The sequence below is a fragment of the Enhydrobacter aerosaccus genome (assembly GCF_900167455.1).
Lineage (GTDB): Bacteria > Pseudomonadota > Alphaproteobacteria > Reyranellales > Reyranellaceae > Reyranella > Reyranella aerosaccus.
This window is the reverse complement of record NZ_FUWJ01000019.1, coordinates 28,922-43,217: the sequence shown is the minus strand read 5'-3', so window position 1 is coordinate 43,217 and position 14,296 is coordinate 28,922. Positions and strand designations below refer to the sequence as shown.

Below are 14,296 nucleotides of genomic sequence, written 5' to 3'. Positions count from 1 at the left end.
TCGCCCGCACCGACCAGAGGAGGGCATCATGAACTGCATCGTTGCGGGCTAAGCGCGGCCGATGCCGGCGTCTTTCTTATTAGCCCCTCGACCGGCGAGCCGACCGAGCAGCGCGTTGTGCGGCGCTGGCTTTCCGGTGAGTTCGAGATCCCGGCGCACCATTGGCAGAAGCTCCAAACCTTGTGCGACCAGCAGGATCGCGCCGCCGAGGAGCAGTTGGCGCTTATCCGCAAGCTGGTGGCGGAGTACGGCGAGGACCCGCGCGAGATTGTCATCAGGCTTTCCCGAACGCAGGAGGATGCCGACCGCTTGGGCTGGCCTACGCCGGGCGCGCACCTCGCCGCCATTCGACGCGTGGTCGAGCGCGCGCCCGAAGGGCTGCGCATCATTCCTGTCTATCCTGGCGAAGAACCCGCCGCCGAAGCCGCTTCCATTGCGCGGGGCATGATCGACTAGGTTGCCCGGCCCCGTTATGCTTTTTCCATGAGCTTTAGCATTCGCGACATCATATTGCCGGAGGAGCGAGGCACCGCACTTTCGTTCATCGACGGTACGCAGCGTTACGAATACGCGATCGAACCGGATCGTAGGCTTGATGATGCCGTGGCGAGCGAGCACTTGGCGCAGTTGGTCGAGCGTGTGGCGATAAATGGAGGTCGCATCTTCATAGCGGAGCAAAACAGCCGGCCTGTGGGGTGGGCGGTGTTCTTGATTGAACAACATCCGCTCTTCGTTGCCGAAGATTGTCGGACCTTTGGCTATATCGCGGACCTCTTTGTCGAGGAACAAGCGCGCAGTCTCGGCATCGGGCGCGCCCTCATTGATCGCTGCGAAGCCGAAGCACGCCATCTTGGCCTGCGCCAGCTCATGATCGGTGTGCTTGCCAACAATGTGCGCGCGGCGGACATCTATGCTCGGGCCGGCTACGCGCCATATTCGCTCGAACTCCGGAAGTTCCTGTAGCGGGGTGCCGGGGAATCTTCAGAGAGAAAGGAGCGTGCCGCAACAGGGCATCGCCAGGGCCCATCGTCCTTCTCGTGATCGGCTTAGGTTCGCTTCTTGTTGCAAATGTTAGCCTAATACCGTGATCCCACCGTGGTCACTTAGCTCGATCAATAGGCAGCCCGACCGTCATACGGGACTGGTTCTCCAAATCTGCCGCTGATCCCGAGCAATGCCGGCGCCAGGCGCCGGCCCAGGCTGTCGTAAACGGAGCCCGGCTATGCCGGTCTCCGCCCTTCGGGCTTCCATCCCTATCGCATTCCCAAGGGGGCCTGCCGCCCCCGTGGCGGTCAAGACCAAGCCCTCCGGGGGACGGGCGCGGTCTCCCCATCTCTCGCGCAAGCGCTGCGAGACGGCTGCGCCGCGACGCGTTGCGTCGTGGGTGATCCCCCTCCGCGCCCGTCCGTCCTGACCGCCCACCCCCGGCTCTTCGGCATCCATGCCGAAGGAAGGCGGGGCCTGAAGCCCTCGCTTCCTTCGGCCAGGACCAGGAGAGGTGTGCCATGGCATTTGCTGCCGCCAGTGCGGCCCGAGGCTCCGATGTCTCGCCGCTGGGGATCGTCGATCGCGCCCCGGCCGGTGACGCCCGCGAGGCTATCGCTCGAGCCCGGTCCTTCGATGTTCATCCCGTTCAATTCAACTCAAGGGGCGATGCCGTCCCCTGCGAGCTGACCGCGGCCGATGCCTACGCCCTCTGCGCGGTCGCCGTCCTGGATGATGGTTCGACCGTCGAAGTGTGGCTCGCCGACTTCCTCGATTTCTTCAAAGCCTGCGAGGCCATGGTCTCGCTCGGCACGTCGCTGGCGATCTGGGGACCGCCGCGCCCGTTCTGACCTGTCCCCTTTCCTTCCGATCCTTCTTCCGAGTCGACCAATGGACAACGTTTCGATTTATGCCCCCGGTGAAGATACCGACGCGGCAACGCCGAATGCCATCCTGCCGCGTGCCACGATCCGCGATATGTGCCGGCGCCGGCAACATGCGCTCGACCTGTTCGGGCAGGCCTTCACCGTTCTGACGACAGCGGCCGAAGCCCTCGACCAGGCCAAGGCCGCTTTCTTCGCCATCGACCAGCGCGGACGGTCGGATCGGTTCACGCATTTCAACGAGCAGGAGCAGGCGCATTTCCTGGCCGGCTTGGAGGTGCCCGAGCTCGAGACCTTCACCGAGGCGGCGCGCAAGATGGTGGACCGGCGCATGTGGGCCGTCCTCGTCGAAATGACCGATCTTGAGCGCCTAATGGACAAGCAGGCCAAGGACCAGCTGCACCGGCAGTTGCAGGAGGAAGTGCCGGAAGCGATCGAGAGCAACGTCTATGCGACGTTGCAGCAGCTCATGTTGGACGCCGATGTGATTTTCAAGCGCGGCATCGCCAATTGCTTTACCAGCCTCGATCGGCGGTTCCGGTCGCATGATGGCTGGAAGATCGGCAGCCGTGTGATCCTGTCCCGTGCCTTCGGCGACACTGGCCATTGGAACTTTTACCGGAGCGAGCGCGACACGCTGCATGACATCGACCGCACGTTCAACGTGCTCGATGGTCGCCAGAACCCCCATCTGGTCGGCGGCATCGTCCATGCCGTGGAGCAAGCGCGACAGGGCGGTTGGGGCGCCCGTCAGACGGAGGTCGAGAGCGACTATTTCAAGGTCCGCGTTTTCATGAACGGCAACCTGCATATCTGGTTCAAGCGCGATGACCTCGTTGAAAAGGTCAATGCGCTCCTGGGCGAATACTACGGCGCCCCGATCCCCGAGGATCGCGAGCCGGACCCGGATACGGGCCTGCACGATCCCAAGACCAGCCTTGCGAAGCGCTACGGCTTCTATCCGACGCCGGACGATGCGGCCCAGCGGTTCTTCAACTTCGCGCCCCTGTGGAGGCGTGATGAAGATGGCCCGTTGACGATCCTGGAGCCGAGCGCCGGCACCGGCAACCTGGCCGGCCCTGCCGCGAAGCGCGGCCATGTCGTCGATTGCGTCGAGTATCAGCCGGCTCTTGCCGAGGCCTTGAAGGTCTGCGGTCTGTTCCGGCGGGTGCAGTGCATCGACTTCCTGGCGCTGAAGCCGAACCCCGGCGCGCTCTACGACCGCGTGTTGATGAACCCGCCCTTTGATCGCGAGCGCGATATCGACCATGTCCTGCATGCGCTTGAGTTTCTGAAGCCGGACGGATGCCTTGTCGCGATCATGTCGGCCGGGACGGAGTTTCGGGAAACCCGGAAGTCGATTGCGTTCCGCGCCCTGATGGAGAGCATGAATGCCGAATGGGAGGATCTTCCGGCCGGGTCCTTCGCCTCTGTCGGGACGTATGCGAATACGCGCATGCTGCGGGTGTGGAAGGACGGTCGCAGCTCGCGCCGTTGGTGAGCGGCACCGAGACGGGCGCGCAGCGGCCGAGCCGCGCGCCCTGCCCCGAGGCTCGCGGTCGTGATAGAGTGCGGCCGCGGGGTGAGTGGAGAGCGTGAGACATGGCTAAGGATCTGCAAAGCAGCCTCAAGGCGGACCTTGAGAAGCTGCAAGCCCTACAAGCGAGGATTGCCGACAAGCGGGCGCGTCTTGCGCAGGTGAACCGTAAGACGGACACCCGGCGCAAGGTCATGACGGGAGCCTATGTCCTCGATTGCCTGACCAAGAATCCCGAGCATCCCCTGACCGTCGCCCTGCGCGGTCAGTTGGATGATTTTCGCGGGTTTCTCGGGGAAGCCAATGAAGGGTTGTTCCCCGAGTTCTTCGAGGCGGCCGCAGTGCCGGAGGCGCCGGCGCCCGCTGCCTAATGCAGCATGGGCGGCCGGCCGAGCGCGTCAGACGCGCCGGCCGGACCAGGGCGCGCAGCTCGGCCGGCGACCAGGCTTTATAGCCGTCGCCGGCGAGCAGATCGGAAGCCGGGTTTCCCCCGCTTCCCATTTCCTCTATCCGCAATCTGACCTGATGCTTGAGCGCGTAGGATACGAGCTGATGCTCGAATGATTTGCGCGCGAGGCGGTCCGCCGATTCGACCGACATCATGAGATTGACGGCTGACCAGGCCTTGCCGGTCAGGCCGATTGAAACGGCGATCGCGGGCTCGCCGACGAGCGCCGCGCCCTTCGCCGCCAGCCAGATCGCTTTGCGCAGGACGTCCAGCTCGGCATGCGTCTGAAGGGCTTTCGATTCCCGATTGTCCCTCTTGAAGAACCGCCCAAACCAAAGTGGCTCCCCCTCCCTCGCGCAAATCGAAAACCGCCCGCGGAATGAACTGGCCGCCGCGCAGAGAGCCAATTTGACTCGCGGTGTGCCGGCGAGAGCGGCCAAGGCCGCCTCGCGTTCGCCGCGACGAAGCGCGTCGCAATCGATCCCGATGGCGGCCAGCGCCCGCTTGAAAGCAGTGAAAGCTTGGCGCGTGCGAATGCCATTGGCGGCCGCCCAGGCGCCGAGGGCGCCATGGTCGCGGCACGCGCCAAGCTCGGTCGCCGCCTCTACGACGAGGGCGGCAATCGGCGGCTTTCGGCTGGAAGTCGGTTGTGCCATTGTCTTGCACTACCCCCTTGGGTAGCTACACTCTTGGGTATGCCCGCACTTCGTTTTTTCGGGCGGTTCGACTCTGTTGTCAAACCGCAGATGACCGGGAGGGCGCACTAGCGCAATTTTGCCTTCGGCAAATTGCGGTGCGCGCAGACCATGGCCATCTGCCACTTTGCCAAGTCTGACATTTCGAGAGGGGCCGGCCGGTCGAGCGTGGCATCGGCGGCGTATCAAGCGGCCAACACCCTCTACAGTGACCGCACGCAGCAATTCTTCAGTTACGAGAGGAAGGCCGGCGTCCTCCATACCGAGATTTTCACGCCGACCGGGATCGCTGCGCCAACTTGGATGCAGGACAGACAAGAGTTGTGGAACCGGCTCGAGGCCGCCCATCCGCGCAAAAACGCGCGCCTCGCCACGCAGTTCACGATCGCCCTTCCTGCCGAATTGTCGGAGGCCGAGCGCCATGCGCTCGCTCGGGAATACACGCAGCTCCTGGCCGACAAGCTCGGCGTCGCCGCCGATTTGGCGATCCATGCGCCGAGCCGCGAGGGCGACCAGCGCAATCATCACGTCCATATCATGCTCACGTCGCTCAAGGTGACGGAGCAAGGTTTCGGCGAGCGCTACGACTTCGCGATCAACAGCACGAACCGCAAGGCGCTCGGCATGGTGCCCGTGCATCAGCAGATCAAGGACCTGCGGACCGAATGGGCGCATATGGCCAATCTGCATCTGGCGGCGGCCGGGTTCGAGACCCGGATTGACGCAAGATCGTTCAAGGAGCGCGGGCTGGACGTGGCGCCGACCCAGCATGTCGGCCCCAATGCCACCGAAATGCAGCGGCGCGGAATCCTGATTGGCAACCAGGCGCTCAGCCCCGAGGCCGAAGCCCATAACGTCGATGTCATCCGCAACGACCCGAGCCAGGTTTTGAAGATCCTGACGGACCATGAAGCGGTCTTCACCCGCCAGGATATTGCGCGCGCCGTCCATCGTTACGTCGGCAGCCATGAAGGATTTGCCGCAGCGCTGGCGGCGGTGATGACCAGCCCGGAGCTCGTGCAGCTCCAGGGCGATATCCGCCGGCATGCCGACGGGCGCGAGATCGAGATTCAGGACGGCCGCCAGGTCGATCGTCAGGGCGCCGAGGTGCGAGACCCCGCCTTGCAAGTGAGCTCGAGCGATCCGCTCGTGGACGTGGCGCGTTTCTCCACTTCCGACATGGTCGCCCTCGAGGCCGGCATGGCGGCGCAGGCGGTGCAGCTCGCGGCGCGCACGCAGGCGTCGGCCGGCGTGGCGGCAGGGCAAAGTGAAGACCCGCTTGCGGCGGCCCGGCAAAGCGCCTTGGAGGCTTTGGCCGAGGCGCGGCGCGGGGCGGACGGTCGCGCCTTTGCGCTGACCGCCGAGCAGGCGGCGGCCTTGAAGCATGTAACGCAGAGCGACCGGCTCGCCCTCGTGGTCGGCGTCGCCGGCGCCGGCAAGAGCACCATGCTCGAGGCGGCCCGGCGCACTTGGGAAGGCGCCGGCTATCAGGTGATCGGCGCGGCGCTTGCCGCCACCGCGGCGGGCAACCTGGCGGAGTCGTCCGGCATCGGCAGCCGGACCGTCGATTCTCTGCTGCTGGGGTGGCAGCGCCGCGACGCGTGGAATGCAGTGAGCCCAGGCGAGCGGGCCAATCTCGAGAGTCTGCTTTCGACGATGTCGGCCGAGCAGCGGGCCGCCTATGGCGGTCCCACGCCGCCGCCCCGGAACCTGGTGCAGCTCGGGCCGCAATCGGTCCTGGTCGTCGACGAGGCCGGCATGATCGAGAGTGCGAAGATGGCCCGGCTGGTCGACGAGGTGCACAAGACCGGGGCCAAGCTCGTACTGGTCGGAGATCCGGACCAGCTGCCGGCGATCGGCGCCGGCGCCGCGTTCCGGGCCATGGCCGAGCGCGTGGGATTTGCCGAGATCGCGACCGTCTATCGCCAGCGCGAGGAGTGGCAACGGCAGGCGACCATGGATCTTTCGCGCGGGCGTGTCGGGGCCGCTTTGGGCGCCTATGCCGCCCATGGCGCGATCGAGTTGACGGCCGATCTGCAATCCGCCCGCGAGGCCGTGGTGGCCGACTATATGGCCCAGCGCGCCGCGGAGCCTGGCGCGGCGGCGCCGCTGGTCCTGGCGCATCGCAATGCCGACGTGGCGGCGCTCAACTCAGGGATTCGCGAGGCGCGGCTCGCCAAGGGCGAGATCGAGCCCGGCGTTCTGTTCAGCGGCCGCAACGGCAACCGTCTGTATGCGGCCGGGGATCGGGTGCAGCTCCTCGCCAATGGCCGCCTCGAGATCCAGGGCGGGCAGCTCGACGGGCGCGGCCGTCCGATTCTGCATGATGTTCGGAACAGCGACCTCGGCACGGTGCTGGAGGCCGCGCCGGGCCGACTGGTCGTGCAGCTCGACGGCACCGCGCCAGGCGGCGGGCCGCGCCCGGCCGTCGTCATCAGCCAAGCGGCCTATCAGGCGATCGACCATGGCTATGCCGTGACGGTCCATAAGGCCCAGGGCGCGACGGCCGATCGGGTCATGCTTCTCGCCTCCCCGACGCTCGATCGCAGCCTCGCATATGTCGGCTTGAGCCGGCATCGCGATTCGGTTGCCGTCTATGCCGGCCGAGACGAGTTCAAGGATATCGCGGGCTTGAAGGAAGGCCTTGGCCGCTGGAGTTTTAAGCAATCCACCCTCGACTATGCGCAGGGCTTCTTCTCCAAGGGGCAGAACGCGCATCGGACTTGGGTTGCCAACGAGACGACCGCGCGCCAGGAGGCCGATCGTGCCCAGCGGGCGGTGTTGCTCGACAATGCGGGCTGGGAGAAAGCCAAGGTGGCTTATCGGTCGATGAGCTCTGCGGCCCTTGCTGCCGCCGCCAAGGCGCTGACGCCGGCGCCGGTCAGGCCCTCAGACGTTGACGCTCATCCCGACGTGAAACGGGCCGTCGCCGGCGTCGTGCAACTCGAGACGAGACTCGCCGACGTGGCCCGCGACTATGCGGCAGCGATTGCCGCGCAGCGTGCCGGCGATCCGGCCGCCGCCGCGACGGTCGCCCGCCTGCAACCGCTGAAAACCTCCCTCGAGATGGATCTGATGCGGGCGGAGCGGCGCGAGGAACAGACGCGATCGGCGACGCAGCGCCAGCTCGAGCAGAAGGCCGCCGTGCAGCGCGGGCGCTACGATTACACGATCAAGGCGCTCGATTCGGCCATTGCCCGCGAGCTGCGCGCCGGTTCGACCGGCAGCCGGGCCGAGATCCTGCGCAGTTATCGCGGCATGTCGGCCGCCGACCTGGCGCAAGCCCTGAAGGAGCGGCAGCCGAGCTTGCCGACGCCGGATTCCGTTGCCGCCGATCCGGCGGTGCGGGCCGCGTCGGCTATCGTGGAGCAGGCCCATAAGCGGCATGTCGCCGATCCGACGCCTCAGACCCAGGCCGCCCTCGATCGCGCGCGGGCCGATCGCACGACCGCGTTCGACAAGGCGCATGCCGCTCAATACCTCAAAGCCGTCAGCGACCGGGCGAGCTGGCACCAGGCGGTGCAGATCCTCGACCGGACCATTGCCCGCGAGCAGCGCGACGATATCCGTCACGCCGCCCGCGATGCCATGCTGCATCAATCCTTGCGGCAACCCATGGCGCTCACGGCCGAGCAGCGGTCCAATGCCCGGCAGCTCGTCGACTCCTTCAAGCAGGCGCATGCCGACTGGCGCGCCTCTTATTCGGCGCCGGCGGCCCAGGACAAGGCGTCGGCCGAGCTCCGCGAGCAGCGCCAGGCGTTGCGTGACGCCCTTGGCCGTCAGGCCGATCGCGTGCTGGCCGATCCGGCCGCGCGCCAGGTGGCACGCGAGCAACGGCTCTACGATCGCGCCGAGACCCATTCCTCGCTCTACAAGCAGGCCGAATCGGCCGAGGTCGCGAGCCGTCGCAATGTGGCGCTCGCCGTGCCGGCCGATCGCGACGCCCTCCAGGCGCCGGCGGCCGACGGCTTCAACTACGTCGCCGGCATCCGGGGCGTGATCCCCGCGCAGCAGGCCGACGATCGCACCGCCCAGCAGGACAGCGCCGCCAAGATCCAGTCGTTCCGCGAATCGCTTGGCCGCTATTACGAGGCCTATTCGGCAAGCCGGCAGTCCGCCTCGGCCGAGGCCTCGAGCTCGAGCCAAGCCGAGCATCGTTCGGAATTGAAGGGAATGCGGGACGAGCTGCGCCAGCATGCCGATGCCGTCCTGGCGCAGCCTCAGGCGGCCGCGCATGCGCTCAATAGCGACATGGCGGCCAGCATCGTGCGCTACAGCTCCCAAGGCGCCGAGATCAATCGGGCTGAAGTTGCCGAGCGGCGCCAGGCGCTCCTTGCCGAAGCGCCGAGCGCTGGCAAGGAACCCCGTCAGCCCGTGCCCGCGCCGGTGGCCGATCGACAGCCGACCGATGCCGCCGATACGCGACAACGCGACGAGAAGACATCGGCAGCGATGCCGACTCTGAGCCAGGCCGATCGCGCCGAGCGGCCAGCGCCGGCGGCTGAGGCGACCAGTGTGCAAAGCGCTCCGGCCGTTGCAGAGACGCGCGCCGGCGAAGCTGTCAAAAGCTCGGCCGAGGCAAGGCCGGCCCAGGGCCGGGCGCCCCAGGAGCAGTCGACTAGAGAGCCCGCCGGCGCCAATCGCCTGCAGCCCGCTCCCTTGAGCTCGAGCGAGCGCCAAGCCAAACCTTCCCGCTCGAGCTCTAGGCAAGCCGAGCACCCAGCCCAGGAGGCCCGGCGGTCGTCGGCGCAACGGCAGCAGCGGGTCCAAGACATCAGCGAGCTCTTCGGCAATCGCGATCCGCGTCATGGCGACACGCGGCCTGAGTATCTTCAGAAGGCAGAACGGAAGTTCGACGACGACATGCGGCAACAGAATGCGTCACGTAGCTCCGATCAGCAACCGACGCAGCCTCGCCGAGATATCGACAACAGCCGCGAGCGCTAGAGTCCGGTGAAGCACCCGCGCGGAGGGCAGAGCGGAACTCCGGGCATATCACACCCTCTAAAGACGCATCGTCGCGCTCGGCGGTCACTTTGTGGCCACACGCTGGTCCTCCACTCGGCGTTAGCGCGCACCTCGTGCCACTTCGGCAAACTGTCAGTCCGGTTTAGCGCTCGCACGAACGAACGCCACATTATCATTTGGGGACGTGGTTACTCGCTGTCGAGATCGGCCCGGCGACGAGGGCGGCGGCGCTTTTGCACGCCCGAAATCCTTGACCCGACGAGTTCCCTCCCTTTCGGAGGAGCAACATCCATCTCGATAATCCGCGTAATGATGTCGTGGAACAGTCTCTCGAATCGACCACCCCTCGGCTCCTGGAAAGCATCGACTTCAAGCGCGTCGCGAAAGATCCCTACGCCCGCGAGGAATGCGAGGATCAACGCTGCACGTAGCGACGTCGAATCTTCGAGCCTCTCACTAAGTGGGCGAACGTAGTCCTCAGCAAGCGACTTTCGCAGAACTCTGCGTGCCTCGGCGGAAGTCAGAGACCTGATGAAAATGCTCAGGGGATGAGCGTCGCCGTCGCCACGCCGTCGTTTTCTGAAGAATTCTTCGGTGAAAGCTTGCGCCATGAAATCGCGAGAGCTCGAGACCATCTGCTCCTGCGAACTGACTGCGGCTAGCGCCTGCGCGAACAGCCGCTCTTTAGAGCCGAAGCACCGATGGACGTAAGCTACATCTACTTTTGCATCGGCCGCGATGTCGCGCAGCCCCGTTTCCTCGTAGGAATACCGAGAGAATCTCGCAGCTGCGGCCTCAATTATGCGAACTTTAGCAGGAAGCGTTGACTTCGACGGTTTACTGCCAGTCATCAAATTCCCTCTACTCTGCTAGGCCACCTGCTAGTCAACAGCCGTTGACAGAGACGGCAAGCTAATTCATATCTGTAACAGATGCTGAGATGGTTCCCGACATCCCTCGCCGGGCTTGGTTCGCGCCGGCGAAGCAAACTGGCGTGTTCCTGCCCGACGGTCGAGGCCTCATCCCGGCGCTCGCGGGAGCTATCGCGCCACGGACGCATGGGTCACGCGCAGTGACGCGGGTAAGGCCGGCCTGTTGGTCCGTCTCGCCGCGCAATGGCGTCCTCGAATTGCAGCTGACAGGCGACTGGATCGCCCGCGAAACCGGCGTCCGCAGTGCCGACGAGGCGCGCAGCGTAGTCGACAAGGCACAACGCAGCCGCCGGATACGCATTGACGCTTCGGCCGTCGTTCGCTGGGACAGCGCGCTGATCGCCTTTCTCGGCATGATCTACCATGCGGCTTCCGCGTCGAAGCAAAGCCGGGCGGTACCAATCGATGACTCGGCCCTGCCCCTTCCCGTACGCCGATTGCTCTCGCTGGCACACATCGAGGCGAGGCTGGAAGCGAAACGGTCGGTCGTCCACAGCCCATTCGTGACACGTGCCGGCGAAGCAGTCATCAGAGTTTGGACGGAGGCCTGCTCGCTCGTCACACTTGTCGGAGAAACGGCGATTGGCGCCGGCGCAGCCATCGTCGGTCGTACGCGGGTGCGAAGCACCGACATCCTCCAGCTCATGCAGGAAGCGGGGGCTCGAGCGCTATTGATCGTCACGATCGTGAACGGTCTCGTCGGCGCGATCCTGGCCTTCGTCGGCGCCGTGCAGCTGCGTCGCTTCGGAGCCGAAATCTATGTGGCAGACCTTGTGGGCATCGCCATGGTCCGCGAGATGGCGGCGGTGATGACCGCAATCGTGATGGCCGGACGGACAGGCGGCGCCTACGCCGCGCACCTTGCGACGATGCAAGGCAATGAAGAGATCGACGCCTTGAAGTCATTCGGCATTCCGGTCTTCGGCTTCCTGGTCCTTCCAAGGATTGCGGCACTCGTGGCCATGATGCCGTTGCTCTACCTCTATGCCTGCGTCATCGGGCTTGCCGGCGGCTTCGTGGTGGGCGTTCTGACGCTCGACCTCGGTCCGGCTACTTTCCTCATCGAGCTTCAGGAAGGGATCGCCGGAAGGCAGTTCGCCATCGGCTTGACCAAGAGCATCGTTTTCGGGGCTGTTGTCTCCTTGCTTGGAGCCCATATCGGCCTGAGAGCGGGCCGCAGCGCTGCCGAGGTCGGCCGAGCCGCGACCGCCGCCGTTGTCGCCGGAATTATCGGCATCATTGCCCTCGATGCCGTGTTTGCGGTTTGCACCGATGCCCTTGGCCTCTGATACCGCAGGCGCCGAGCGCTCCATCGCGGACGAGCCACTGGTTATAAGGAACCTTACGGTCGGCTTCGGCGAACGGGCCATCCAACGCGACCTCAACTTCAGTATTCGACGTGGTTCCATCTTCGCCATCATGGGCGGAAGCGGCTGCGGCAAGAGCACGGTCCTGAAGGCGATGGTCGGCTTGCTCCGGCCACTGGCCGGCCAGGTGTTGGTTAATGGCGAGGATTACTGGATCGCCTCTGACTTCCGACAGACCGAAATGCGGCGCGGGTTTGGCGTTCTGTTTCAAAGCGGCGCGTTGTGGAGTTCCATGACGGTGGCGGATAACGTGGCCCTGCCGCTGCAGATGTTCACCCGGCTCACTCCCCCCGAGATTGCCATTCTCGTCGAACTAAAGCTGTCGTTAGTCGGCTTGTCAGCAGCTTCACGCAGCATGCCCTCCGAACTCTCGGGTGGAATGCGCAAACGTGCCGCCTTGGCCCGCGCGCTCGCGCTCGATCCCGGAATCTTGTTCTTCGATGAACCGTCGGCAGGGCTCGACCCGATCACATCCAACCGCCTCGACGAACTGATACTGGAGCTGAGCAATGGCCTCGGCGCCACGGTCGTGATCGTCAGCCATGAACTGCCGAGCCTATTGGGGATCTGCGACGACGGTATCTTTCTCGATGCCGAGAGCAAGACCGCCATCGCTCACGGCGCCCCCAGAGCATTGAGAGACCATAACGACCATCCCACAGTGCGGGCCTTCATGGCGCGAGGTCAGAACGCCCCACGTCCTTCCACAGCGGGAGCGCCATGACCACCCGACCTGCCGTCGTGGGCACCTTCGTCGTCGGCGCGTTCGTATTGGGTATTCTCCTGATCCTGTTCTTCGGTGGAATGCGACTATTCGCCAAGACTTCGTCAGTCGTTACCTTCTTCGACGAGTCTGTCGCCGGATTGGAGCCCGGAGCCCCGGTCACTTTCCATGGCGTACGAGTCGGCTCAGTGAAGTCCATCAGCGTTCGCTTCTCGACGGAGCACATACTGTCTGCCCAAGTACCGGTCTTGCTCGAGCTCCAGGAAGACAGCGTAGTCTGGGATGGCCGGAGATTGAGCGATGCCCCTGCCGAATATGACAGGCTGATTAGCGCCGGGCTGCGAGCCCAGTTGGCCATGCAGAGCTTCGTCACCGGACAGCTCCGCGTCGAAATGGACTTCCGGCCAAACACTCCCGTGAATCTCGTTGGTCTTGATCTTGGCATTCCGGAACTGCCGACGCTGCCGTCCGAGATCGGTCAGATGCGGAACAAGCTAGAGGGGCTCGATCTGCAGCAGCTGGCCCACTCAGCGCAGGCCGCGTTCATATCGGTCACGCGCCTGGCCGACCACGTCAACACCGTGATTGACCCGTTGATGGATAGCGGCGGGCAGGCGCTGCGCGCCTTCAGTCGGACCATGGAGACGACTGATGAAGCCGTGCGCAACCTTCAGGGAGAAGCTACGAAAGCGCTCCGCGATTTCGACGCGCTCGCTGGCGAGGCACATCGTCAGTTGGGCCTGCGTGGCGGCGAGCTCAGCCACACGCTCGCGTCGGCTGACCGGGCAGCACGCCAAGCCGAAGCCCTGTTGAGCAACTTAAACAACCTTACCGAGCGGCGGTCGCCGCTTCGTGAGAACCTGGAATCGACTGTCCGCGACCTCTCATCCGCCGCCAGCGCTCTGCGCGGCTTCGCGGAAACCGTTGAACGCGATCCGAACGTCCTGCTTCTGGGTCGAGGCCGATGAAATCCGGCCTCCTGCTCGTGGATGTGCGCGTCTGCTGCTTTGCAGCCCGCCTTGTTCTCGCCGCCGGAGCCGCCTGTGCGCTCGCCAGCTGCGCCACGGCGCCCAGAATGCCCACGCAATACGTCCTTGGCGGGACAACCGCTCCGCCGGCGGCAGGATCCTTGCTCGGGCTGCCCGTCGTCGAGCTGCTCCGGGTCCGGGTGCCCGACTACCTCGACACCAAGGACGTCGTCACGACGAGCGGCGGCCGGATTGTCGTCCACGAGAAGGCTCGCTGGGGCGAACGTCTTTCGTTAGGCCTGACCCGCGCGCTCGCGGCCTCGCTCGGCACCCGGCTGCCGGGCATCTTCGTCTCGACAGCTTCGCCGCCCGAACGCCCGACACGGCAGCTATCGGTCGATGTTGCCACCTTCGAAATCACGGATCACCAGCTGATTCTGACAGCGACCTGGACAATAACCGACGGATCGGATTCCAGGACTCAGACGGCGGAGCGGGCGGCCATCGTGGAGGCTCTCAGCAGCCAGGACGACAATGCACTCGTGGCAGCAATGTCTCGCGCCGTCTCGGATCTCGCGGCGAAGATCGCCCCCACGGTCGACAATAGTCTCCGACCGCGCTGACCGCATCGCAATAAGGGAGCGACCTTGGGATCGTCCGCCCAGTCGCGCTAGTCATACCAACCAGACCGGCGACTCCGAGAGAGTTTTCTCGCCGTTGAAGGAATTCCAGCGGTTGGTCAACAATTGTTGACGCCCAAGCTGACATGGATCATTCCTCGTGAGCACT

11 protein-coding genes are annotated in these 14,296 nt (G+C 65.1%); 10 read left to right on the top strand and 1 reads right to left on the bottom strand.

Annotated features, from left to right (window positions below; translation table 11 throughout):
- Positions 1-117 precede the first annotated feature (117 nt).
- The 6 genes from B5D62_RS31695 (at position 118) to mobQ (ending at position 9,495) form a co-directional block, all read left to right on the top strand.
- Positions 118-456, top strand: a complete 339-nt coding sequence (locus B5D62_RS31695; protein ID WP_085938106.1) for a hypothetical protein — start codon at positions 118-120, stop codon at positions 454-456.
- Between the two features lie 27 nt (positions 457-483).
- Positions 484-963, top strand: a complete 480-nt coding sequence (locus B5D62_RS31690; protein WP_085938105.1) for a GNAT family N-acetyltransferase — start codon at positions 484-486, stop codon at positions 961-963.
- A gap of 542 nt (positions 964-1,505) precedes the next feature.
- Positions 1,506-1,835, top strand: a complete 330-nt coding sequence (locus B5D62_RS33160; RefSeq protein WP_139374201.1) for a hypothetical protein — start codon at positions 1,506-1,508, stop codon at positions 1,833-1,835.
- 40 nt (positions 1,836-1,875) lie between these two features.
- Positions 1,876-3,369, top strand: a complete 1,494-nt coding sequence (locus B5D62_RS31685; protein WP_139374200.1) for a DUF4942 domain-containing protein — start codon at positions 1,876-1,878, stop codon at positions 3,367-3,369.
- A gap of 101 nt (positions 3,370-3,470) precedes the next feature.
- Positions 3,471-3,776, top strand: coding sequence for a hypothetical protein (locus tag B5D62_RS31680; protein ID WP_085938103.1), 306 nt, complete (start codon positions 3,471-3,473; stop codon positions 3,774-3,776).
- An 883-nt stretch (positions 3,777-4,659) separates the two neighbouring features.
- Positions 4,660-9,495: a MobQ family relaxase gene (mobQ, locus tag B5D62_RS31675; protein WP_085938102.1), complete on the top strand. Its 4,836-nt coding sequence runs from the start codon at positions 4,660-4,662 to the stop codon at positions 9,493-9,495.
- Between the two features lie 209 nt (positions 9,496-9,704).
- On the opposite strand, the gene B5D62_RS31670 is transcribed toward mobQ, so the two are convergent.
- The gene (locus B5D62_RS31670) at positions 9,705-10,367 is read right to left on the bottom strand and encodes a TetR/AcrR family transcriptional regulator (protein WP_085938101.1); all 663 of its coding nucleotides are present in this window, start codon (positions 10,365-10,367) and stop codon (positions 9,705-9,707) included.
- A gap of 278 nt (positions 10,368-10,645) precedes the next feature.
- Here B5D62_RS31670 and B5D62_RS31665 point away from each other — a divergent pair, with 278 nt between their 5' ends.
- Genes B5D62_RS31665 through B5D62_RS31650 form a run of 4 tightly spaced genes read left to right on the top strand, consistent with a single transcriptional unit; the run spans position 10,646 to position 14,130 of the window.
- Complete coding sequence (locus tag B5D62_RS31665; RefSeq protein WP_231715013.1) at positions 10,646-11,737, top strand: MlaE family ABC transporter permease; 1,092 nt, start codon at positions 10,646-10,648, stop codon at positions 11,735-11,737.
- Positions 11,727-12,539, top strand: a complete 813-nt coding sequence (locus B5D62_RS31660; protein ID WP_231715012.1) for an ABC transporter ATP-binding protein — start codon at positions 11,727-11,729, stop codon at positions 12,537-12,539. The genes B5D62_RS31665 and B5D62_RS31660 overlap by 11 nt, the downstream gene beginning before the upstream one ends.
- Entirely contained in the window at positions 12,536-13,507 is a 972-nt protein-coding gene (locus tag B5D62_RS31655) for an MlaD family protein (protein WP_085938098.1), read from the top strand. The genes B5D62_RS31660 and B5D62_RS31655 overlap by 4 nt, the downstream gene beginning before the upstream one ends.
- Positions 13,504-14,130 carry a PqiC family protein gene (locus B5D62_RS31650; RefSeq protein WP_085938097.1) on the top strand — a complete coding sequence of 209 codons (627 nt, stop codon included), beginning with the start codon at positions 13,504-13,506 and terminating at the stop codon, positions 14,128-14,130. The genes B5D62_RS31655 and B5D62_RS31650 overlap by 4 nt, the downstream gene beginning before the upstream one ends.
- Positions 14,131-14,296 lie beyond the last annotated feature (166 nt).